Consider the following 22,457-nt stretch of genomic DNA (forward strand, 5'->3'; position numbering starts at 1 on the left):
GCCGTTGCCCAGGCGCACCGGCCGGGAGTCCTCGTAGCCGGGCAGGTGGTCCAGCACCCGCTCGGTGAGGTCGGTGGAGCCGTCGAGGCGGTAGATCGGTAGCAGGTGCTCGGGGTCGAGGTGCTTCAGGAGCCAGTCGCGCCAGCGCCCGGCCTCCTCGGTCTTGCCCACGCGCAGCAGGGAGGCGACGGTCAGCGCGCTGTCGCGTACCCAGACGTACAGGTAGCACCAGTTGCGTTCGCCGCCGAGCCACTCGGGCAGGGAGGTCGTCGGCGCGGCGACGATCCCGCCGTCGGGGTGGCACATCGCCGCCAGGGTGAGGGCGGCGCGCACCACCGCCTCCCGGTAGGGGCCGCGGTAGGTGCACCCGCGCGCCCACGCCTCCCAGTGCTGCACGGTCGCGGTCAGCTCGGCGTAGGCGTCCGGCCGCTCGGGGGCAGCGGCGACGGCGGCGCGCCGGGTGGGGCCCCAGGTGAGGGTGAACGTGGCGCTCTCACCGGCGGTGAGGGTGAAGTCGGCGCGGCACACCCGGCTGCGGTTGACCGAGTGGTCGCGATCGCTGTGCAGCCAGTAGGTGTCGGCCCCGGCGACCGCCTCCAGCCACGGGGCGCCGGAGCTGGCCCGCTGGATGACGGGCGCGGTGGCGCCGTAGTCGGCTCTGGGCCGGTAGACGGAGGCGGCGTGCACCACGCCGCTCACGCACTCCACGATCCGCACGATCCGCGGCGCGACCATGCCGAGCCGGTCGGGGGCGGGCATGAAGTCGGTGACGGCGAGGGTGCCGGTGCCCGTGTCGTACTCGCTGCGCAGGACCAGGGTGTCGCCCACGTACTGGCGGCGGTCGGCGACCGGCGGCGGGCCCTCCGGGACGGCCGGCCCGACCCGCCAGTAGCCGTGTTCGGGCGTCCCGAGCAGGGAGGTGAAGACCGACGGCGAGTCGAAGTCCGGCAGGCACGCCCAGTTGATGGTCCCGTCGGGGAGGACCAGGGCGGCCGAGCCGGTGTTGCTGAGGAGCGCGTGGTCCTCGATCCGGTACCGGGGCTGGGTGCGGAGCATGGAAGTCCTTGCAGAAGCGGGTGGGTGATGGGCGGTCAGCGCCGGGCCGAGGCGGCTTCGAGTTCGGCGAGGGCCGCGGAGACGGTGGCCGCGAGGGTGTCGGCGGCGGGCAGCCATGGCAGGGCGTGATCGAGCAGCGCCCGGTGGGCACGCTGGACCGGGTCGGCGGGGTCGCAGCCGACGACCACCGCCCCGCCCTGCCCGGTGAGCAGGTGGGCCTCGTAGCAGTTCCGTACGTGGTGGTGGCCGATCGGGTTCCAGAACAGGACGACGCTGGTGCGGCGGATGTTGCGGTCCTGCCAGCCGAGCGGGGTCCACGCCGCGTAGGGGCTAAAGGCTGTCCCGTAACTATCCGTCTGGTTCGGCGTTGGTCACGGCATGGGTGGGGTGATCTCGGCGAGCGATCCGATGTGGATCGAGCCGTTCTCGGGGTTGGGCGAGTCGCAGTTCCGCAAGCTGGTCGCGTTGGTCCGCCGTCGCGGAGGTGATGTCCAGCGCGGCCGGCCGTGGCGGCTTTGCCTGGAGGACCGGGTACTGCTGGTTGCCACCTACTGGCGGACCAACCTGACATTGCGGCAGGTCGCGCCGTTGTTCGGGATCTCGAAGTCAGCCGCGGACCGCGTGCTGGACCACCTCGCACCGCTGCTGGCGATCTCGCCCGCCCGCCGGCCACGGCAGGACACCGTGCTCATCGTGGACGGCACCCTGGTGCCCACCCGGGACCGGACGATCGCAGCCTCCAGCAAGAACTACCGGTACTCCACCAACCAGCAGGTGGTGATCGACGCCAACAGCCGCCTCGTCGTCGCCGTCGGCCTTCCACTGCCCGGCAACCGCAATGACTGCCGGGCCTTCACTGAATCGGGCGTCGACCGCGCCTGCCGGGATGCCCCGGTGCTGGCGGACGGCGGCTATCGGGGAACCGGGGCTCTGATCCCGCACCGGCGCCGACGCGGGCAGGAGCACCTCACACCCGAGCAGGAAGCCGACAACGCCGTCCACCGCAGAGCCCGGGCCCGGGTCGAGCATGTCTTCTCACGGATGAAGAACTGGAAGATCCTCAGGTACTGCCGCCTACGCGGAACTGGAGTGCACCAGACGATGATGGGCGTCGCCCGGCTCCACAACCTTGCGCTCAGCGGATGAGCTGGTCCGGCCGCACCGTGAACTCCTCGCGCCCGTCCGGCGTCGCGACGCCGTGCACGGAAGTGGAGACCGTGACGAACTCGTCGTCCCCCACCAGGCCATTGCTCTCGGCGACCGCGCAGGCGACGGTGACCTCCACCGGATACGACGTGTCCGGGCCGAGCTCGCCCATCGCCGCGAAGATCGGGGCCTTGTCGAACAGCGACCAACGCCGCCCCGCCGCATCCGTGAACTGAACCTCGACCACCCCGGGCCACGGCTCATCGTCCACCCAGCGGACCGCCTCACACCGCAACTCAAGCACGAACGCCCCCCCACAGCCGAACGAGATCATCAACGAGCGCCAGTATGCCGCGAGACGCCAGGCCCCAGTTACGGGACAACCTTTAGGCAGGTCGTCGCCGCGGGCCGCCTTGATCCATTGTGGGAGCTGGTAGCCCTGGAGTTGGGTGAGCATCTTCCCGAACGCGCGGACGTGTCCGGTGAGGGCTTCCAGTTCGGGGCAGTCGGCGAGGACGGACTTGAGCTTCAGGCACTCGCTCTCCGGCAGCATGTCGGGGTGGGTCAGGATTCCAGCCCGTGACCGTGCGTGGGGACGGCGGACGAGCCGCGGGTGGGGTCGGGGATGTGCGGAACGGCTGGAGGTAGGCGCGGACGGCTCCGTAGCCGCCCGTGTAGCCGTGCGTCTTGATCTCCTCCCAGAGGGTCCAGGCGTTTGTGTAGCCCTCGGCCCACCGCTCGTGCAGGTAGGGCCTGAAGTCGTCGAGCTTGGTCCTGCGGTTCTGCCACTGCCCCTGGAACAGGTCCTCCGGCCTCGCGGCGTCGGCCAGCAGCTTGACGGTGCGGTAGGTCATGCCGAGCTGGCGCTGGATCGAGCGTCGGCTGTGGCCGGCAGCCAGCAGTGCGTGGACGGTGGCGTGCTTGGCGCGGGTGCGGTCGGCGAACCGGTGTCCGGTGGGCCACGGCGACCCGTACTCGGCCGGTGCCGGAGGGTTCTCTGGTGCCGGCTCGGCGAAGGTCGCGCGGAGGCACGAGCGGTGGCGAGAGACGCATCGCTCAGCCGCTTCGCCGAGGTTGCGCCAGAGGTGGAACCGATCGGCAACCTGGACGGCGGTGGGCGCGCCAACGCTGGCGCCCTCGGAGAAGAATGGGGCGCGATCGCGGCAGACGACCTCGATCCCAGGATGATCGGCCAGCCAGGCCGCGACGGTGCCAGCCTCGCGATCCGGCAGCAGGTCCACCGGCCTGCGGGTCTCGACGTCGACCAGCACGGTCCCGTAGACACGTCCCTTGCGCATCGCGTACTCGTCGACGCCCGCTACACGCGGGACCGCTGGCTGTGGTTCAGGGAGAGCGTCGACCAGCCGCAGGACCGTGTTCCGGCTGACTCCCGCGCCGACGACGTCGGTCAGCCGGGCACCGGCGCGGCCGGCCAGGGCGAGGCCGACCCCGGCCAGCACCGACCGCAGTCGTTCGGTCCGCTGGCTGTGCCGCCGGGTCAGGCCCGCGACCTGCTCGACGAACGTCCGCCGCTCGCAGGAGACGTCTTCGCACGTGAACCGCCGGACACGAAGTCGCAACACAACCCGCCGCCCCGCCACGGGGAGGTTCGCCGGAAACCGCAGATAAGAGCCATGCACCCGCTCGGACCAGCCACCGCAGCCCGGACACCACGCCCCGGCCGTCCGGCATCTGACACCGAGACGGATCACTTCGCCATCGTCCTGCACCGACTCCACCCTGATCCCCAGATCTGCCAGGAAGAGCAGCTCTTCCAGCCAGAGCAGTACCTCGCGCACAGCCCAGAACCATCAGCCCGAACGCCGCAGGCACCAGCTCTTTCGAGACGATCTCGCGAGGCACACCAGCGAGATCACCAGTCACAGGGAGTAGCTACACCACAGAAGTTGGACCAGAACCCGTTCTCACCTATGCAGCCACCTCCCGGAAGCGTGACAGCTCCGCGAACGGCTCGCCCCGCACACCCTGCTGCACCAGGCTCATCACTGCGGCCTTCGCGTCAAGTCCTGTACCTCTTAAAGGTCCTAACAGAAGTCGCGTTGTTGTGTGACTGTCGGCTGGTCTGCTCGTTGGTCCGTTCGTGGGGAAGAGGGAGTCTCGTCCGTGGATCGTGTCGGACGAACTGTGGGGGCTGATCGAGCCGTTGCTGCCTGAGCCGGGCCCGAAGCTGAAGCCGGGACGGTCTCGTGTGCCGGACCGGCAGGCGCTGTGCGGGATCCTGTTCGTGCTGCACACCGGCATCCAGTGGGAGTACCTGCCTCAGGAACTCGGCTTCGGCTCGGGCATGACCTGCTGGCGGCGCCTGGCGGCCTGGAACGAAGCCGGCGTCTGGGACCGGCTCCATCTGGTCCTGCTGCGGAAGCTCCGGGCCGCCCGGCAGCTCGACTGGTCCCGGGCGGTGATCGACTCCAGCCACGTCCGGGCCGCCCGACGGGGCCCAAAAGCGGACCGAGCCCGGTCGACCGCGCACGACCGGGCAGCAAACACCACGTCCTTGTCGACGGCCAGGGCATCCCGCTCGCGGTGTCGCTGACCGGCGGCAACCGCAACGACGTCACCCAACTCCTGCCCCTGCTGGCCAAGGTCCCGTCCGTGGCCGGGCTCGTCGGCCGGCCCCGGCGCAGACCGGCCGCCCCGCTGGCCGACCGGGGCTACGACCACGACAAGTACCGGCGGCTCGTGTGGAAGCAGGGCATCAAACCGGTGATCGCCCGCCGCGGAGTACCCCACGGTTCAGGTCTCGGCGTCCACCGCTGGGTCGTCGAGCGCACGATCGCGTGGCTCCACGGCTTCCGCCGCCTTCGCATCCGCTGGGAACGGCGCGACGACATCCACGAAGCCTTCCTCGGCCTCGCCACCTGCCTGATCACGCACCGACACGTCGAATGCCTTTGTTAGGACCTTTTAAGCCGAGTTCAGGATCACGTGAAGGCCACGCCCACGTCCCGGAGACACCCGAACGAGTGATTACCGGGCCCGCTTTTTCGACGCCGAACGTAGGTGAGGATCTGCTCTCACCGTCAGGGTTGCGGGGCCCACGGGTCGTCGTACTCCATCGGGTCAGGCTGTTCGGGGTGGAGCATCGTACGCAGGCAGCGCTGCAGCCCCGTCTCGCCGGATCCGCCGGCGGCGGCCATTTAGGGCAGGTCGTCCATGGTGCGGGCGCGCTCGTCGGTGGCGAGGCGGTCGACGGCTGCGCGCAGGTCGTCGGGAGCGGTTTCGTCGGTGCGGCAGAGCCATCCGATCGCGGCGGCCAGCCGGACTTCGGGAGCTCGGGTGCGGTTCTGCCAGTACTCGCGCAGCATGACGGTGGTCGACGAGTGGGGGTGGGCACGGGTGATTTCGTCGGTGGCGAGGAGCAGTGCGGCACAGACGTCCGGGGCCGGCTCTGCGGCGAACCGGGCGCGGAGGGCGGTGCGGACCGTGCCGTCGAGGTCGGTGACGGTGGCCAGGGCGTAGGCGGCACGGATCCGGGTCGCCGGGACGGGGTCGTGCAGCAGGGGCAGGAGGAGGGCGGCGTCGGCGGTGATCGTGGCCCGGGCTGCGGCGACCGACCAGCCCGCCGGGTAGCCGGTCACCTCGGAGCCGTAGTCGTCGTAGTCGTCCTGCCGGGGCCCAGCGCGGTGGAGCAGCAGTTCGGCGCGGGAGGCGACTCCGAAGTAGCGGGCGCGGGCCGGGGCGGGCACCTCGGCGAGCGCGGCGGTGCGGTGGGGGTGGTGTGGGTCGGTGGCGATCCTGATCAGGAACGCAACGGCAAGTGCGGCAGCCGCCCGTATGTCGTTGGCGCACATGCCGCTCACCACACCCGCGCTGGCGGGGACGGGCGACCCACCGGCGCGGAGCAGGCGGACGGCCTCCCGGACATGGTCCCCCTGCGGGAAGTTCTCCCAGGGGACTTCGTCGAGCAGGAATCTGTCCTTGGCCTCGGGCGGGACCGCAGTCGCCACCGCGCGCACGTCGAACGGCCCGTCCGCGAACGAGGACAGCTCCGCCCCGTTCACCAAGGCCTGGCACATCGCGTATGTCGGGTTAGTCCGCCAGTCGCTCATGCTCTGTCTTCCGCCGTCGAGTCCGATTGGAGCAGATCATGTCCGAACGGGCCGACATCGGTGGCAAGGTACTTCCCTGGCGCCGTTCGGGAACGCGGTGCTTCCCCGAACGGACCGCGCGAACGCGTGATCGTCACGCTCACCAGTTCGTAGCTGGACGTTAAACGACAAGCTGACGTCAGCCCTTCGGCAGGATGAGTCGAAAATGGGCACCCTTGAGAATGGGGTGGCCGTCCGAGCGGGAGACCAGGAGAAGAGCGCCGTCGGCTGCTTCGGCGATGGCTCGGGCGCGGTGAAGGCCGTCGCCTCGGCCCTCGCCCTTGGTCGAGTGCCCTGCCCGGAAGAGTAGATCCTCTCTGCCCTGCGGGTAGGTGATCCCGTGGCCGCTGTCGCGGACATCGACGATCCACTCGTTGCCGTGCGGTTCGAGGTGGACGGAGACGCGTCCTGTTTCCGAACCGGCAAGTGCCTCCCCGGCGTTCGCCAGCAACTCGTAGAGGAGTACCTGCGTGGCGCGAGGGCTGATCCGTGCCACGGCGGCGCCCGGACCGCTGGTCGCCATCCGGACATCGGGAAAGGCCTGCTGCCACAGGCCTGTCGTCTCGCGCAGCACGGACACCAGGTCGGTCGTCCCGTCCACTCGCCGCTCGTCCCAGAGCTTCCCGGTGGTTTGCTGCGCCAGCCTTGCGAGCCGCGTGTCCAGGTCGGGGGCCGGTGCTGACCCCTCCAGAGCCGTCACGTACTCCTCGTAGTCGGGACTGAGGCCATGCCGCCGGGCCGCCCAGAGGCGTACGGCATGGCCGTCCTCGGGCGCTGGCGACGCCGGGTGGGCGGCCCAGTCCCGCAGGATCGTCTCCAGCCGCTGCTCCGCGCGGTCGCCGAGCACGCTCAGCACACCGCAGCGGCGGAACCTGACGCACTCCGTGGAGGCTTCCTCGGTCAGTCGGAGACGGGCGAGCGCGGCCATGGCGGTGGTGAGCGCATCGGCGTCGGGAACCAGGTCGGCCACGAGCTGCGCCGCCCCCAGTAGTTCGTCCGCCGTTACCTCCTCGCCGGCCGGCGCCGCGGCGAGGGCGGCCCAGAACGCGAGGCGCGGGACGGGTGCGCGGCCGAGGGGTCTGACCACCGCGTCTTCGACGGCAGCCACGAACTGCCGGTCCTGGCGCCACTGCGTCAACCACCGCACACCCCCTCCGGAGCGGTCCTGGCGCTCTGCAAGAGCCTGCAGGAACAGGTGGAGCAACGCGGGATCCCAGCCGGTCGCGAAGGCGAGCGCGTCGGCGGCGACGATGTCCCCGAGTCCGCTCAGGTCGAGGATCCATCGAAGGGTCGTCCACCGCGTGGCCTCATCCGGTCCCAGCAGCTCGTCGAGTGCGTTCGGGGTGTCGCCGGCGAACGCCGCGAGCGGCCACTGCCGCCCAAGCAGGCGCATCAGTGCCGTGGGCCGGCCAGTACGCAGAGTGGCGAGCCGGAGCACGTCCCGCAGGACCAGTACCGCGTACGGACCGCGCTCCGCCGACGCCTTCAAGCCCGGACCCACGGCGAGGTACTGGGGCAGCGTGCCCATGGCCTCCGGCTCCCTGGTCTCGGGCTCGCCGACGAATACCTCCAGGTTGCCCAGGGGAATGAACCGCATGAGCTCGGGATCGACGAATGCTCGTGACACGGCGGTGAGGTATCCGCCAGTCACCTCGTCGGGACTGACCTGATCGGTGGCGTCGGAGCCAAGGAAGGCGGTGAGTGCCGTGGTGAAGCGGTGAGCGGCGATGAAGCCGCCGTCGTCCAGAGAGGCGTACGCCTCCACGAGTCCGCGGGCGGAGTCATCGGCCGGTGCCCAACCGGCGTACCGGGCCTGCCGCTGACGCTGGACGGGGTCAAGATGCCAGTCCAGGACCTGCCTCGGAGACAGTTCCGGGTTCCACGCGGGCAGTGCGGGCACTCGTTCCGGGCCGCTGCTGCGCGTCCCGTCGTCAATCTGCCGGGCCGCGGCCCGCAGCAGTCCCGCGTCGACGAGGGCCCGGCTCGACTCCGCCCACGCGGGGTCGTTCACGCCTTGGGCCTCTCGCTCCGCGAGCCGGGACCGGAGAGCCTCCCGGCCCGCTGCGAGCCCTCCCTCCAGGGCGGACTCGACGGCCTCCAATAGCCGCAGCGTCTCGGGCCAGGACGTGGCGCACAGCTGCTCCAGTGCCGCCAGGTCCAGCTCAGGTAGGACCAGGTCGGCGTCGTCCGCCCGCTTCTCCAAGGCGGCACAGCGGGACTGGAGTTCCTCTCGCAGTTCCTGGCGACGGGCCGTAAGAGCGTGCAGCCAGCGGGAGAGTCCGCCTCGGCCCAGGAGCGGGCCGTTCTCCAGCAGGTATTCGGCGTCCTCCAGCCGCCCCTCCCGCACCAGGCTGTCGAAGACCGACTGTTCGTCGTCGTCCTCGGCGATGCCACGCAGTACGGCGTTGACGAGGGCGTCCTCGTCCAACTGCTCCGGGGCACGAAGCGCAACCGCTAGCCGACCGAAGCGGAAGCGTCCGGGCCACTGGCTCAGCAGTTCGATCACGGAGTCGTCGGTCATACGTGCACCCTTGCCCACTTGGCCACCGGTTCCAGGCGCTGCAGCAGTGCCAGCGCGGGGTGGCGATACGGCGGTTGAAGAACGTCTGCCTCACTGAACAGCCCGTCCCACGCCTCCGCCGTCCGCACGGCGAACTCCCTGAAGCGGGTGGGGATCGACGCTCCGTCCTCGGCCCTGCCTGCAGCGACGCCGGACAGGCTGCGTGCCTCCAACACCAGCGCCTCGATACGACCCAGGAAGGACGTCTGCCTGCTCCACTGGATCGGTTCCTGGCCGGCGGCCGCGACCAGGTGGTCGACATGGCGACGGACGTCGGACGGCAGGCGGGATCCCAGCCCGGGGCGCAGCGCGAGGTCCGCGGCTGCCGCTTCGATGCAGGTGAGGACGCCGTCCGGAGCGAACATCCCGTCGTGCCAGGCCTGGCCCGAGTCGAAATTGAAGCGCTGACGACGCCGCCGGATCTCACCGATCCGCTGCGCCACCTCGGCCCAGCGCTCCTCCGTCTCCGCGGCGGTCGTGGTCGTGGAAAGCTGCGCGACGAACGCGTTGAACGGCAGACCGCGGCCGTCGAGCGAACCCAGTCGGCGGGAAGCGTCGGCCAGTTCACGCCATCGCGGGGACAGTACGTCGCGATGGAGTTCGACCACCTGGCCACCGGAGGAGCTGCCCCACATCAGTGCCTCGGCGAGCCCACCGACGGCAGCGACCACCTGATCCCAGGTGTCCTCCACCTCCAGGGCGGCGATCTCCAGGGCGCCTCCCACCGGCCCGAGCTCCAACGGCAGCGCCGCGGTGCACACCGCTGCCGTCAGCGGCTCGCCGTTGTTCGGCAGCAGTCGCCCGACCAGCGCGGCCTCGACGAAGGCGTGCCGCCTCCATGCGTCCGAAACCAGCCAGCGGGCCCAGCGGTGGCGGTGCACAGCCGGCACGCGTTCGCCCAGCCGCAGGAGCGTCGCGGCCCCCCGGCGCAGATCGCCGACGGAGACGTCGCGCTCCTCCCACACCTCCAAGACCCGCCAGGGGTCGTCGAGTCCGCGCAGGAGTTCCGTCAGCACCTCACCGTAACGCCCCTCGGAGCGAGCCCGACGCGCCTTCTCCAGAGCGCCGTAGGCGGCGATCGCGCCGTCGGTGACCCGTACGACAGGCTCCCCAGCGTCCCGTTGCGACGGTACGGGTACCGAGTTTCGCGCGACGCCCAGCCGGGACAGCACGTCGGTCACGAATCCGGCGCCGTACACCCGCACCCCGACCTGACTGGCGGTACCAGTGCCCTCGGCGCGGGCGGAGCTCCGACCCAAAGGGGCGAAGCTGCCGAGCTGAAGGGTGTCGTCGCACACCACCAGCCGGACACCGGTGCGGCGCCGGTGGACGGTGATGCCCTGGGCTGTCTCGACGACGTTGGTGAACGGCTTCACGGCATCGACGTCGCGGCTCGGTGAGGGCTGAACCAGATCGACGACGACGCCGTGCTCGGCGCGTTCCCGCAGAGCTCCGGCCACGCGTTCGGTGGCAGCCCGGGGGCTGATGCGGTCGTCAGCGAGCACCAGCCGGGTGGCGGCACCGTGAAGCGCCTGCCAGAGGTAGTCCTGGTGGGCCCCGTCCTCCACCAGTTCCACGCTCGGCGCCTCGTCCGTGGCCTGCCGTACCGTGTCGGCGAGTGCAGCCTGGTATTCGCGCCAGCTGGCAGCCCAGATCCGCAGCATCTCGGGCGTGTTATCGGCGGGGCCCGGCGGCAGCGGGGTCTCCGCGATCTCCCTGCCGACCGGCTCGGCGGTTTCGGCCCCGGGGAACTCGGACTGGTGGACCAGGATCTCCAGCCGACCATGGCCGGCGAACCCGGACCTGCGGACCCACAGCAGCAGGTCCGTGACGCACCTGGGCAGTTCGGGACCGTGTTTCGACGGTTCGATCAACAGCCCCGTCATCTCGCCGTTGAAACCGTTCATCACGTCGAGCGGGCTGTGCGCGCTGACGTAGGCGCGCTTGTTGTCCTGAACGACGACACAGCCCGCGGTGCGCGCACTGGCGGAGGACAGCAGCATCTGCCCTGGGTACCGGGCAGACAGCTCGCTCAGTGCGACGCGGACCTCCGGAGCGGGCGTGTCGCTGATCGTCCGTCCTGAGGACACGACGATCCTGACTCCGCGATCGAGCGCGGCACGAAGGTCGGGCAGCAGCTCTTTCAGCGCCGAATAGCGAATCACGGGAGAGACAATGACCAGCTGCCGCTGCGCATTGGCCAGCAGATACCTGGGCGCCCACTCGTGACCCTGGGCGCTGACGATCGGCTCCAGGTCCGCCCGTGCATGGAGCAGGCCGCTCAGCCGCTGTTGGATGCGGCGTCCGAGGTCCTCCAGGTTCTTCTGCGCCTGAGCCGTGTGCACGGTCTCGGTCGCCGGCAACTTCCCCACCTGGGCGGCGAGTCGGCCCAGGAGCTGCGCGGCCCCCTCCGGCTCCAGCAGAACCCTGCTCGCCTTGCCGCGCAACGCCTGCACCAGGCCGCTGTCGGGTTGTTCGTCGCCGAGCCGGGCGAAGTACTCCTGGAAACGGGTCTCCGCGCGCGCGTTCCAGAACCGCTTGCCCGGGTCGGCGACCGACACCGTGAGCCGTCCGCTGTCCTCATCTGCCCGCACCTGCACACCGATGGTGTACCAGCGGATCTCGTCTGGTGGCTGGAGCAGCGGGTTGCCGAAGCTGACGTTGAGGATGCGGCGGCGGAACCCGGCCCCGCCGCCGTACCGGGTCGCCGCGCGGACTGCGGACAGTAGGTCCCGGGGTGGCAGGTCTGAGGCCTTCAGCCCGTGGTCCACGGGGGCGCGCAGAGCGCCCGGTGGCGCCTTGGGAGTGCCTTCCCGTTCCGTGAAGAAACTGCCGGTGATCGGTTCGAAGAGATAGGCGCGAGTCTCCTGTGTCACATCACCCTCGGCAGTTGCGAGGACGGAGCCCGTGCCGACGCTGTCGCGGCCCCCGTCGCTGAGTTCGAGGGCGCCGCTCTGGAGATCGATGGTGAGCAGTCCGCGGGTCCACAGCGAGGTCACCACGTCGAGCACCACGCGGTACGGCAGCACGAACAGGTCGGCGAGCTCCTGCACCTTCGTCAGCCCGGTGCCGACGGCCTTGGTGACGAGGGCTTCCAGGGTGGTGTCGCCGTGCTCCGACCCGACCTGCATCTTGAGAGTCACCACGCGGCACGGAAGCGCCAGTTGGACGACGTCGTTCATCGTGGCCCTACTTCGTCGGCGGGAACGATGGTGCCGTAGGCACGCAACACCTTGATCACTCTGGCCCAGTGCTCACCACCGTAGGTGGCGAAGTGCCGAAGATCGCCCACGACGACGAGGAGCCGCTTGGCCCGCGACATCAGGACGTTGATCAGTTCAAGCCGGCCCACGTGGCCGACGTTGCGTTCGATGCCGCCGCCCGGGTCGGCCGTGGAGCGCACCAGGGAGACGATGACCCGATCGGCCTCCCGGCCCTGGAAGGAGTGGACGGTGTACTCGCGGCCGCGCAGTGAGTCCCGACCACCCAGCAGTTCCAGCTGGGCCTTGTAAGGCGTGAGGACGGCGAGGCTGCCCTCGTCGTCGAGGCGGTCGGGCGGCGCGGACGTCGGCAGCATCGATTGGGCGATCCAGTCCACCAGACGCACCTCACCCTCGTTCCGCCAGCGGGGTTCGTCGCCGTACCCGTCGCAGTCGCCGGTGTCGACCCACACCAGCGGGCGCCCGCGCAGGAAGTCCGGTTCGGTCAGGTCGTGCGGCTTGTGCTTCTCGGTGCGAAGGAAACTGAGGGGCAGTCCGTTCTCCTCGCGCGGCGGTACGTGTTGGTAGAAGGCGCGGCTGACCGGTTCGGCGATCGTCTTGTCCATGCGGAACTGCTTCTCGATCCGGCCCACGGCCGAGTCCGCCAGCTTGTAGTCGTTCTCGGTCTTGTCCGCGAAGATCTGCTCGAACAGCCGTAGTGCCTTGAGGTGGTCCTTCTTCTGCTCGTACTCCAGGGCCACCAGGGGATCCGGGTGGCCGTGCAGGGAATCGAGAAAGGCCTCCAGTTCCTCCTGGCGGTGCGGTCCCAGTTGCAGATGGTCGCCGATGAGGGTCCAGCGAACGCCGAGGACTAGCGGGACGATGATCTCGGTCGACCATGCCTTGGCGGCCTCCTCAACGATGACCCAGTCGAACAGGTTCTTGGGATCCCAGCGCCCGTCGTTGACGGTCGCGGCGATGGAGCAGGTCGCGAGGACCACGCTGGCGCCGCTGCGGATCCGGTCGCTGAGTTCCAGTTGGTTGGAGGTGATGTGCTTGAGCCACTGCTCGGCCAGCTCGCGGCGCGCCCCTTTCAGCGGTGGCAGGCTCGGCAGGTCGATCCACCAGCGCTCGGCCAGCTCAAGGAGGCCGGGAGGGTACGGGTCGTCGTCGTACGGCGAACGCTCGTAGGGCTTGCGGGCGAGCCGGGCCGCGAGCAGCCGGGTCGAGGCGTCCTGAACCGACCGGGTCAGGTGGGTGAGGGTATGGGCGCGCACCAGCTCGTCCCGTACCTCGTCCTCCTTCTCGGCGGCCGTCTCGCGCAGGATGAGGGTGCGCGGGCTCTGATGCTGGATCAGTTTGCGGGCCAGTCCGTCGAGGGTGTGGTTGGACTGCGAGGTGACCAGGATCCGGGCGCCCTGCTCCACCTCCAGGTTGCGGCGGACGGCAGCGGCGGTAAGCGTCGACTTGCCGGAGCCGGGGGGTCCTTGCAGGGCGAAGAACGGGTGGGTGCCGAGCATTCGCTCGATCAGCTTGCGGGAGACGGCGTCGAAGTCGACCTCGTCCTTGCGCGGATGGAGGTCGATCCAGCGACCGCGCCCCAGGTCGAAGGAGAACGGCGCGCGCAGTGATTCGATGAGCAGCGGCTGCGCCCGCAGCAGGGCCAGGCCCCTTTCCTGCCGGTCGAGCTGGGGGCCGGTGCCGCTGTCGTCGACGTGCCGGATCCAGCCCGCTTTGGGAAGGGTCCCCGCCCCCTGCACGGACACCCTGATCGTGTAGGGATCGACGTACTCGCGGAAGACCGCGGTGACGGCCTTGCCGCCGAAGTACGGTTCGCGGGTGGACCCGCGGCCCACCACGTTCAGCACGGTGGCCCTGTCCTCGCGTTCACCGTCGAGGCCGGCGAAGAAGTCCGCGAACCGCGGCCGCCTCCGCTCGTCCAACGCGTAGGCCGACAGCATCGGGGACGAGTGCCGGCGGTCGGCATCCGCGTCCTCGTCGAACTCGATGGTCACCGTGCCCTGCTGGGCGGCGCCGACTACGCGGAACGGGTAGGAGCGGGCTTGGAGCACCATGCGCTGGTAGTTGAGCAGGAACTGGAGGGAGCGCAGGTACATCTCGTTGAGGGTGTCGGTGCGTATGTGCCCGCGCACCGCCTCCTGGAGGTCCTTCCACGAGTGTCGACCCTCGACGACGCTGGTCATGTTCTGCCCGGGCCGGAAGGGGATCAGTTGCAGCCCGCTCTCGACCTTGCGCCTGCGCTTGGCCGTCACCAGTTCCATGGTGATGTCCTTGTCGCGGAAGTACTTGATCACCAGGACCTGCTTGAAGTGCTTGCGCGTGGTCGTCATAGGAACGGGGTCGTACAGGACGGCGCAGAACCACACGGCACGGTGCCCGATGAGCACCCACTGAGCCTCCTTGAGCCGGTCCTCCGGCCCGGTGGCGTAGCCGAGGGCGCCGCGCGCCGAGTGGACGAGCACGGCCTCGGAGAGCTCGTTCTGAAGGAAGAACCGCAGTTCCTCCTGACCGGCAGGGGTGGCCGGGGAGTGCTGGATCCACTTGCGTTCCTCGTAGAGCTGCACGCTCTCGTCCGGCATGAAGGCGACCAGTCGGGGCCGCTTCTCCTCCGGCCCTGCCCAGTGGACGCGGATCTTCTGCCAGTTCTCCTCCAGGTGCTTGGCCGCCTCGTAAGCCGTCCATCGGCTGTCGGGGTGCGGTTCCATCATGTGGCGCAGGGTGTTGGCGAGCGCCGGAGGCAATCCGGCAGAGGCCAGATGGGAGACCATGGCCCGCTGGAGCCGGGCCAGCGCGGCCTTGCGATCCTCCGCGGCGGCCCGCCGCACCTCCGCGTACGGCTCGGGCAGCACGTCGGGAATGCGTCCGCAGAACCACTCCCAGACGGTGGCCGCGAGACCGTACACGTCGGTAGTCACCCAGTCCCGGCGGACACTGGTGTGCTCGTCGAAGAGGTAGGAATGCAGCTCCGGAGCCAGATACGCCAGATGGCGCTCGGGCTCGATCCCGGCGGGGGCCGTGTAGAACTGGCGGACCTCGGTGACGGTCTCGGCTCCGCTCCCCGCACCCACGGTACGGATGACGTTGCCAATCAATGTGCTCATCTCGAACCGCGAAAGGACAACGGCGACTTCATCGGGATCCGCCCGGTCGAGCACATGGACGTTGAGTGAGGCCGCAGTGAGGTTGCGGTGGATGATGCCCGCCGAGTGCAGTTCGTTCAGGGCGTCGAGCAGAGTGCTGAAGTGTTCGAACGCCCTTACCGTGTTGCGGCTGGCCCAGGCCACGGTGTGGTCGACGTTGATGGGCTCGCCACGCTCCCGGGTGAGGGTGAAGGCGATGCCCTCGCTCGTGACGAACTTGCCCATGGCGATCTGCGGAAGGGCCGGGTGGTTGAGCGCTCCCACCCGGAGTAGGTTGCGGGCGGTGTGCTCCCACAATTCGCCGGCCAGCCCGGTGATCTTGTCAAAGATCGTGACCTGGTAGGCATCGTGCCCGCGGGAAGCGTCGGTGCGGCGGTGCAAGGTCGCTCGCACCAAGCGTTCGGGGACCACGATCTGCGGGTCGCCGAACAGGGTGTAACCCTCGAACTGGGCGTTGTCCCGGCAGAAGAGCCGATCGATGAGTGCCCCGTACTTCTCCACGTCGTTCAACCGGCCTCGTCCCCCTCGGCGTCACCTCGTACCGCCATTCTCAGGTGATCCCTGAGGACCTGTCAGCCTGTTCGCCGAATACCGCGCCATCGCCGGGGTCCGCACCCTCCGCCTCACCCGGGTCGGCCCATGCACTCACGTCGAGATCGAGCACGACGACCCCGTCCTGCGTGCCCACCGCGATGCCGCCCTCACCCAGCGAGGTCAGGGCGTGGCAGCGCAGTCCCAGCCGCACTGTGTGCAGCAGCCGGGTGCCCGTGCAGTCCCAGACCCGCAGTTCACCCTCGCGACCCACGGTGACCAGCGCCAAGTGCGCCTCGGTGGGACCCCGGAGTGCCGCCGTCGAGGCGAACCTGCCCGCCTGGCCGGGAAAGAGGGGCCGCCAGGGACCTCGCGGGCCGGCCGACCACCAGACACGGTGGCCGCCGTCGCCGACGACGGCCAAGGCGGTGGCCGCTCCGCGCGGGATCGCGTTCATCGCCATGAAGGGAGCGGGCAGCTCTGTCACCGCGCTGCCCAGGAGGGACCCAGTACGGGCGTCCCACCAGCGCAGCTCTCCCCGTGCGGTGAGCCCGGCGAAGGCAGGCCGTCCTTCGGTCGTGTAGATCCCGGCGAGGAACCGCACGGGATCCGAGGGGGGCGGGACAGGCGAGTCGAAGCGCTGTGGGGGCACTGTTCTGCCTAGCGGCTTCCCGGGTGAGGTCCCGGCCTGCCCGGCTGAGGTGGCCTTGGCGCCCCGCTCCCTGCCACCGGCCGGGACACCGTCGATGCGAACGGCGCCGCCCGTGTGGGACGTGGCCAGCACGGCACCGCCGCCGGGGGCCGGCAGGGCCGCCAGGGATACGACGTCGCCGCCCGGAACCGGGGCATCGAGCACGGTGCCGTCGGAGGCTCTCAGCCGGACGACGCCACCGTCGGCGTACGCCACCCGCAGCACGCCGCCGTGGGCCGGGTCCGTGGCTTCCGTCAGGGCCCGCACCGGAGGCGCCGTCGGACGAGCGGCAGCGCTCCTGCCGTAGGGGTCCCAGAGCCGTACGGTCCCGTCCTGACCTGCGGTGGCCAGCACCATTGTCCCGTCTTCCGGATCCGTGAACGCCGTTACCGCGTACACCGGCCCCTCATGGCCCGTCAGCCGCCCCAGCTCCCGCCGGAGCCCCGGGTCCCAGAGCCGTACGGTCCCGTCCTGACCTGCGGTGGCCAGCACCATTGCTCCGTCTTCCGGATCCGTGAACGCCGTTACCGCGTACACCGGCCCTTCATGGCCCGTCAGCCGCCCCAGCTCCCGCCGGCCCTCCGGGTCCCAGAGCCGTACGGTCCCGTCTTCGCCGGTGACCGTCAACACCACCCCGTGCTTCGGGTCGGTGTACACCGTCACGGCACGCGCACCCTCGTCATGGGCCCGCCACTCGGTCTCGCGCAGACTGCGATCGGCCCGCCACACCAGGGCCCAGCCCTTCGCGTCGACCGTGACGAGCCGCTCGGCGCCGCTGCCGGGTTGCTCGAACACCGCCATGCCGAGCACCGGGCCGTGATGGCCGGTCCGGGAGCGCTCCTCTCGTTCCTCGACAGGGTCGAACAGCCAGAGGCGGCCCTGCAGGTCGCCGATCGCCAGTTTCCCCGCGAACGGTGCCATCGCCCCGACGGCGTCGCCCAGCAGAGAGTATGCCGGGCCGACAGGCCGTCCGGTCAGCACGTCCCAGACCCGTAGCGCGCGATCGACCCCGGCCGCGGCGATCCGGTCCGTTCCGTCCGGCCCGCGCAATGGGGCGAGCGCGAACTGGGCTCCCTCGCGCGGACCGCCGCGCAGTGCGGGCACCGTCTCCAGGCCGGTGCGCAGGTCCCAGGCCCGCACCACCCCGGCCTCCCCGGCGCCGATGAGTAGCTTCCGCCCGTCGGTACGGCGGGTGAGCACCCGCAACGCCCGCATCGGCACGCCCAGCCCGGCGAGGGTCAGGTGCGGGGCACAGGGCGGCAGCGTGGCCCATCGCACGGTCCAGGACGCGGCAGGGCCGTCGTACGGAACTCCGGTGGGCACGGCCGGGACAGCTCCCGTTCGCCAACTGCCCAGCTCACGCAGCCCTCTGCGGTCGGCCGGGGCGGCGGCGGCAGCCAGGTGTGCCAGGGCCAAGGCCCCGGTGACCGGAGGGGGCAGGGCTGCGAGTCCCGCGCCCGACCGCAGGACGGCGCCGGCCAGCGCCGCAGGGTCGAGGTGGTCGAGCACCCCGAGCTGGCCGGCCAGTACCCGCCAGCCTTCGGGGCCCGCCTCGGCGGCGTGCGCAGTCAGATGGCGCACCAGGTAGGGGTGCGGCCGGGGAACGGCCGTCCTGCTCTCGTCCCTCGCCGCGGCCAGCTGGGTCAGGGCGGTGACGATGCGCAGCCGGTCCTGCTCCCTCCGCCGGGTTTCCTGCGGATCGTCACCACCGAGCAGGAAGTCCCGGAAGGTGCGGTGCGCCACCCGGTAGACGGCCTGCCCGTCCTCGGCATCCAACATGATGTACGGCGCCGCGGCCTTGGCCACCGCGTCTAGGAGCGCGACATCCACGGGACTGCCGTTCAGCGCGGAGGCGACCGTGGTCCAGATTCGTTCGGCCCGGGGCAGGCCGTGGCCCTGTGCGAATGCCAGGGCGCGCAGCACGGCCATGCTGCCCGGCAACGCGTCCCGCAGCCGCGTCACGACGGCAGCGAACAGCCGTTGGTGATCCTTGCCGAGCAGGTCTGCCAGGTCGTCCCGCCTGCGCTCCGCGAGCAGTGTCGGATCAGCCATGATCTCGTGTACTGCCAGCGTGGCGTAGAGGAAGTCGCGCCGTGCCACCGGCTGCGGAGCCGAGCAGACCAGAGCGACGACACGCTGGATGGCTGCGTCGAGGTCGATCTCCAGGTCCGTGAACGCCTCCTGTTCCGCGAGCAGGGCCTCGCGTACGTAGACGGCCAGGTCCTGGGGGTCCGGTGTCAGACGCAGGATGTCGGCTGCCACGCACCCCAGACCGTCGAGCAGGTCCTCCACGACGGCCTCCGGCATGTCGAGGCTGTCGGCGGACGACGGCCTGGTCCCCACCACCACGCGCACACCTGGCAGTGCGCCCAACGCACGGAGCAGATCGGCGAGCCGGTTCGGGTCGTTGGAGGCGTCCAGCGCGTCGGCGAACAGGGTCCAGCGCCGGTCGCCGGGTCGTACGGCATCCAGAAGGGCGCGGATGCGTTCGTCGTCGTTGGAGGCCTCTGGCAGCGCGGGTACGGCGAACACCTGGGCCAATTGCTCCACGACCTGCCCGACCGAGGCACCGGTGAGGTTCAGGAAGGTGTCCGCCGCAGGACGTGGTACGTGGTCGGGCCACGGCTCATGCCGCGGCGCAGGGCCTGGCCCGGACGGTTCGCCAGACCTCGCAACACGCAGCAGGATGTGGCCGAGAAGAGCGGACTTGCCGCAGCCGGGTGGGCCGGTCACCGCGAGTACGCCGTGGTCGGCGTCGGTCAGCCAGTCGGCGATCCGGTTCCGATCCTCGGACCGCCCGACGAACAGCCACGCCAGCTCACCGGAGGGGGAGCCGGCCCGGACGGGAGCGAGCGTCGTATCCGGGACGGCCGGACCAGCGCCGGAGTCTCCGGGCAGGACATCGGGCGGTGTCACGGACGCCGCCTCCGTGCGTGGCCGTGCGTAGTCCTCCAGCGTCATGATCACGGGCTCGGCCGGTTCGGCCCGGCGCACCAGGACCTCGTCCCCCGCCAACTGGTACCAGACCCGGCCCGGCTCCAGCAGATCCTGGATGCGCTGAGCCAGATCCCTGAGGCGAATGTGGCTGTAGTTGCCGGAGAACTCTTCCAATACCGTGGTGAGCACCTCGCGGAAGGACGCCAGGTACCCCCTGCCCTGGTCGGCTCCCGAGCCGATGATCACCAGGTGTTCAGCGGCGCGCTGCTCCACGACGTACGCCAGCAGCTTGTCGATGAAGCGGGCGGCGCCGCACGCCTCGACGACCACGACCGCCCAACAGTCCTCGCGAGCCCGGCTGCGGAACTGTTGGACGAGGTATTCGCCCAGCTCGGCAGGCCTGATGCTGTCGTCCTGGTCGTCGATGCCCGCACCGCGCACGGCGAGCAGGGCCGTGTCCTCGTTCGACTCGCCGTGGCCGAACCAGAGCAGCATGGAGTTGCGGGGCGGGCGTGCCCCGGACCACTCACGCAGCCGGGTCTTGACGGCCCCGCTGGTGCGATCCTCTCCCTGCCACGGTCGGTGCTCGCCGCCCCAGACGCTCAACAGCTCGGCGACGTCTTCCGCCTCCGCGACGACTCCGTCGAGCACGGGGAAGCGGCCCGTGTCGACGTACGTGTCCATCGGCAGTGTGATGATGGCGAAGCCGTCGTCCTGGCCGAGGTGTCCGGGAGAGCCTCCGTCCGGCCTGTCACGGTGCATGCGACCCTACCCCCCATGTTCGATTCTCTGCGTGTCCGGGCTCCCGGTCAGCCCACCATGACCAACCGTGTAACCGGGTCGCCGCCAGCGCCCACCTTTACCCGGTACAGGCCGGGCTCATCGAGCAGCACGTGGGCGCTGAGCAGCACGTCCTCACCTGGTACGGGCGTCAACAGCGGCCTGCGGACCGGCTCCTGGAGCGTCTCGGCACCGGCGTCCTCCACCAGGCAGCTGACCTGGTCCGGGGCCTGCTCGGTGCGAGCCACAACCTCGAAGGCGGTACCGACCGGGACCCGGTCGGGGGTGTCGAGCCCCAAATCGGCGCCGCCGAGGCGGGCACCGCGCCGATTTCCGGTGAGCAGGCCGCGAGCAAAGTCGAGGACTGAGCCGGTAACGGCGAGGGCGGCGTGCTGCTGGGCGACGGGATAGGTTTCCACGTCGCCGTGGGTAGTGGAGTAGCGGTAGACGGTGCCGTCGCCGCCGTGGTCGTACTCGACGAGTCGGCCGATCTCGTCACGCAGGAGTTCGCCGTCGTCGTGCCGGTCGTAGCCGAGGTGCCGAGCCTCCACCACGCCGTCCCGAATACGCAGCGACTGGGTAGTCGGCTGGGCGATGCCCTCCACGATGCGGTGGCAGGGAAGCACGACCCCATCGAGCCGAGTGTGCAACTCAAAGGCCTTCCCGGCCAGTTCGCGGTCACCGCCGATGGCCTCCACGTCACCGGGCGTCAGTGCCACGACGTCGTCCCCCGTGTCCAGGCAGCGGTAGCTGGGTAGCAGGTCGTGAACGCCCGGCAGGGTGCGGGCCAGCCGGCTCAGGTTCTTCGCGGGGAGGCCCAGCATGCCGTGGCCGCTGTTGAGGATCTCCATGGCCTTGACGGCACCATGGAAAGGCGTGCCCACGGTTAGCACGGCACGGACGTTGTCCAGGGCACCTGGGATCAGTCCGAGCGCCGCGGTCAGCAGTCCGCCCATGGAGTGCGCGACGAGGACGATGCGGGCGGGCCGTTGGTCGGGGGCGGCGGCGCGGGCGGCCTGGCATTCGCGGTGGGCGCGCCAGTCGCTGAGGTGCTGGTCAATCCGGTCGGCCAACAGCCTGGCGTTGTGTTCGACGGGCAGCCGCCAGTCGTAACCGAACTCGCCGATGGCGGAGGGGTGGACGACAGCCTTCCGCAGACCTTTGATCAGCGGCGTGTAAGGCTCGAACCCGCCGGTCAGCGGCATCCAGGCGGGCATCTGCAGCAGTCGGCCGGGCACCACCCGGCCGAGTCGGCCCACCCGCTCGTCGTCGGTCAGCGCAAGCGGGTCCATGCCGTTCTTGAGATCCCAGCGGGCGGCGTACTCCGCCACCTTGCGCATGCCCCACAACATGCGGCCCGTCGCGGCCTCGTATAACTCCGTACCCATGATCCCTGGCACGACCAGGATGGCGTCATGCGTGACCCCGGGTCGGACCGGAGGCCGGTCCCGACCAATCATTGAATCCATGGAACGACGTTACTTGAGGCAAGGCCGCGAAGTTAAGGATCAGTCGGCGAGTACGTAGAGCGCTCGGCCGAGTTTCTTGATCAGGCCGCGATGGGCCTACTGGGACTGAACCGCCCCGGCTTCGGTGGAGACTCGATTTCGGGTAAGGATTCGAGTCATGGCACGTCCCTCCTCCTGCCCGCCTGAGCTGCGGCGTCGTGCGGTGCGCATGGTCGCCGAGGTCCTCGGCGACCACCCGAACGAGTCGGCCGCGCTGCGGGCCGCCGCGGAGAAGCTCGGTATCGGCTCGGCCGATGGTTCGCCGCGACCACGAAGCAGACCCGCCTCGTGCTCGATGCCCTGGAGATGGCCCTGTGGCAGCGCGACCGCGACGGACGCCCGCCCCTGCCAGGCGAGTTGGTACATCATAGCGACGCAGGAAGTCAGTGCACGTCATTCCGCCTGGCCGAGCACCTCGATGCCGCCAGCGTCGCAGCCTCCAGCGGATCCGTCGGCGACGCCTACGACAACGCCCTCATGGAGTCCGCGATCGGCCTGTTCAAAACGGAGCTGATCAAGCCGCGGCGGCCCTGGCGGGCTCTGGCGCAGGTCGAGCTGGCGACCGCCGAATGGGTCGACTGGTACAACCACCGTCGACTCCACGGTGAGACAGGCCACGTCCCGCCCGTCGAATACGAGAACGCCTACTACCTCACGACAGCAAAATCGCAGGTCACCATCACCTCCTAATGTTGTTGTCAAGCAGCTGATGTGACGGGGAGTGCATGCTCGTAGTGCTTCCCGTCACGAATGAGGGCCCAGAGGACGTTGACGCGTC

Annotated in this window: 13 protein-coding genes; 3 read left to right on the forward strand and 10 right to left on the reverse strand. The window is 70.1% G+C overall.

Features of this window, described 5'->3' with window-relative positions; genetic code table 11:
* Both IH44_RS0132155 and IH44_RS46875 read right to left on the reverse strand, forming a co-directional pair.
* Nucleotides 1–1,056, reverse strand: a 1,056-nt coding sequence (locus IH44_RS0132155; RefSeq protein WP_030463323.1) for a glycoside hydrolase family 15 protein, incomplete at its 3' end; no start/stop codon positions are given.
* 35 nt (nucleotides 1,057–1,091) lie between these two features.
* A complete protein-coding gene (locus IH44_RS46875; RefSeq protein WP_157852530.1) occupies nucleotides 1,092–1,244 on the reverse strand; it encodes a hypothetical protein in 153 nt (50 codons plus the stop codon).
* A gap of 190 nt (nucleotides 1,245–1,434) precedes the next feature.
* Between IH44_RS46875 and IH44_RS0132165 the strand changes: the two genes are divergently transcribed.
* Nucleotides 1,435–2,202, forward strand: coding sequence for an IS5/IS1182 family transposase (locus IH44_RS0132165; RefSeq protein WP_030463324.1), 768 nt, complete (start codon nucleotides 1,435–1,437; stop codon nucleotides 2,200–2,202).
* On the opposite strand, the gene IH44_RS45790 is transcribed toward IH44_RS0132165, so the two are convergent.
* Both IH44_RS45790 and IH44_RS44770 read right to left on the reverse strand, forming a co-directional pair.
* Nucleotides 2,192–2,539 (reverse strand): hypothetical protein, encoded by a 348-nt coding sequence (locus IH44_RS45790; protein WP_157852531.1) that lies wholly within the window; start codon nucleotides 2,537–2,539, stop codon nucleotides 2,192–2,194. The genes IH44_RS0132165 and IH44_RS45790 overlap by 11 nt on opposite strands.
* Nucleotides 2,540–2,588: 49 nt before the next feature.
* Nucleotides 2,589–4,001, reverse strand: a complete 1,413-nt coding sequence (locus IH44_RS44770; RefSeq protein ID WP_107066670.1) for an ISL3 family transposase — start codon at nucleotides 3,999–4,001, stop codon at nucleotides 2,589–2,591.
* A 302-nt stretch (nucleotides 4,002–4,303) separates the two neighbouring features.
* Between IH44_RS44770 and IH44_RS44775 the strand changes: the two genes are divergently transcribed.
* Nucleotides 4,304–5,121, forward strand: a protein-coding gene (locus tag IH44_RS44775; protein WP_107066671.1) for an IS5 family transposase whose coding sequence is annotated in 2 segments (ribosomal slippage) — nucleotides 4,304–4,655 and nucleotides 4,655–5,121 — 819 coding nt in all. Because the reading frame shifts where the segments join, the coding sequence is not laid out codon by codon here.
* Between the two features lie 239 nt (nucleotides 5,122–5,360).
* Here IH44_RS44775 and IH44_RS0132195 read toward each other — a convergent pair.
* The 6 genes from IH44_RS0132195 to IH44_RS0132220 form a co-directional block, all read right to left on the reverse strand.
* Complete coding sequence (locus tag IH44_RS0132195; RefSeq protein ID WP_232795164.1) at nucleotides 5,361–6,272, reverse strand: hypothetical protein; 912 nt, start codon at nucleotides 6,270–6,272, stop codon at nucleotides 5,361–5,363.
* Nucleotides 6,273–6,450: 178 nt separating this feature from the next.
* Complete coding sequence (locus tag IH44_RS0132200) at nucleotides 6,451–8,832, reverse strand: ATP-binding protein (protein ID WP_030463328.1); 2,382 nt, start codon at nucleotides 8,830–8,832, stop codon at nucleotides 6,451–6,453.
* Nucleotides 8,829–12,053, reverse strand: coding sequence for a hypothetical protein (locus IH44_RS0132205; RefSeq protein WP_030463329.1), 3,225 nt, complete (start codon nucleotides 12,051–12,053; stop codon nucleotides 8,829–8,831). Before IH44_RS0132205 ends, IH44_RS0132200 begins: the two co-directional genes overlap by 4 nt.
* Nucleotides 12,050–15,733, reverse strand: coding sequence for an AAA domain-containing protein (locus tag IH44_RS0132210; protein ID WP_232795165.1), 3,684 nt, complete (start codon nucleotides 15,731–15,733; stop codon nucleotides 12,050–12,052). The genes IH44_RS0132205 and IH44_RS0132210 overlap by 4 nt, the downstream gene beginning before the upstream one ends.
* 49 nt (nucleotides 15,734–15,782) lie before the next feature.
* On the reverse strand, nucleotides 15,783–20,075 hold the full coding sequence (locus tag IH44_RS0132215) for an AAA family ATPase (protein WP_157852532.1): 4,293 nt from the start codon (nucleotides 20,073–20,075) through the stop codon (nucleotides 15,783–15,785).
* 125 nt (nucleotides 20,076–20,200) lie between these two features.
* Nucleotides 20,201–21,511, reverse strand: coding sequence for a triacylglycerol lipase (locus tag IH44_RS0132220; protein WP_157852533.1), 1,311 nt, complete (start codon nucleotides 21,509–21,511; stop codon nucleotides 20,201–20,203).
* A 456-nt stretch (nucleotides 21,512–21,967) separates the two neighbouring features.
* On the opposite strand from IH44_RS0132220, the gene IH44_RS48690 reads away from it, so the two are divergent.
* Nucleotides 21,968–22,369 carry an integrase core domain-containing protein gene (locus IH44_RS48690; RefSeq protein ID WP_035957077.1) on the forward strand — a complete coding sequence of 134 codons (402 nt, stop codon included), beginning with the start codon at nucleotides 21,968–21,970 and terminating at the stop codon, nucleotides 22,367–22,369.
* The last annotated feature ends 88 nt before the right edge of the window (nucleotides 22,370–22,457 follow it).

It is taken from the genome of Kitasatospora sp. NRRL B-11411, from assembly GCF_000721345.1.
GTDB lineage: Bacteria > Actinomycetota > Actinomycetes > Streptomycetales > Streptomycetaceae > Kitasatospora > Kitasatospora cineracea.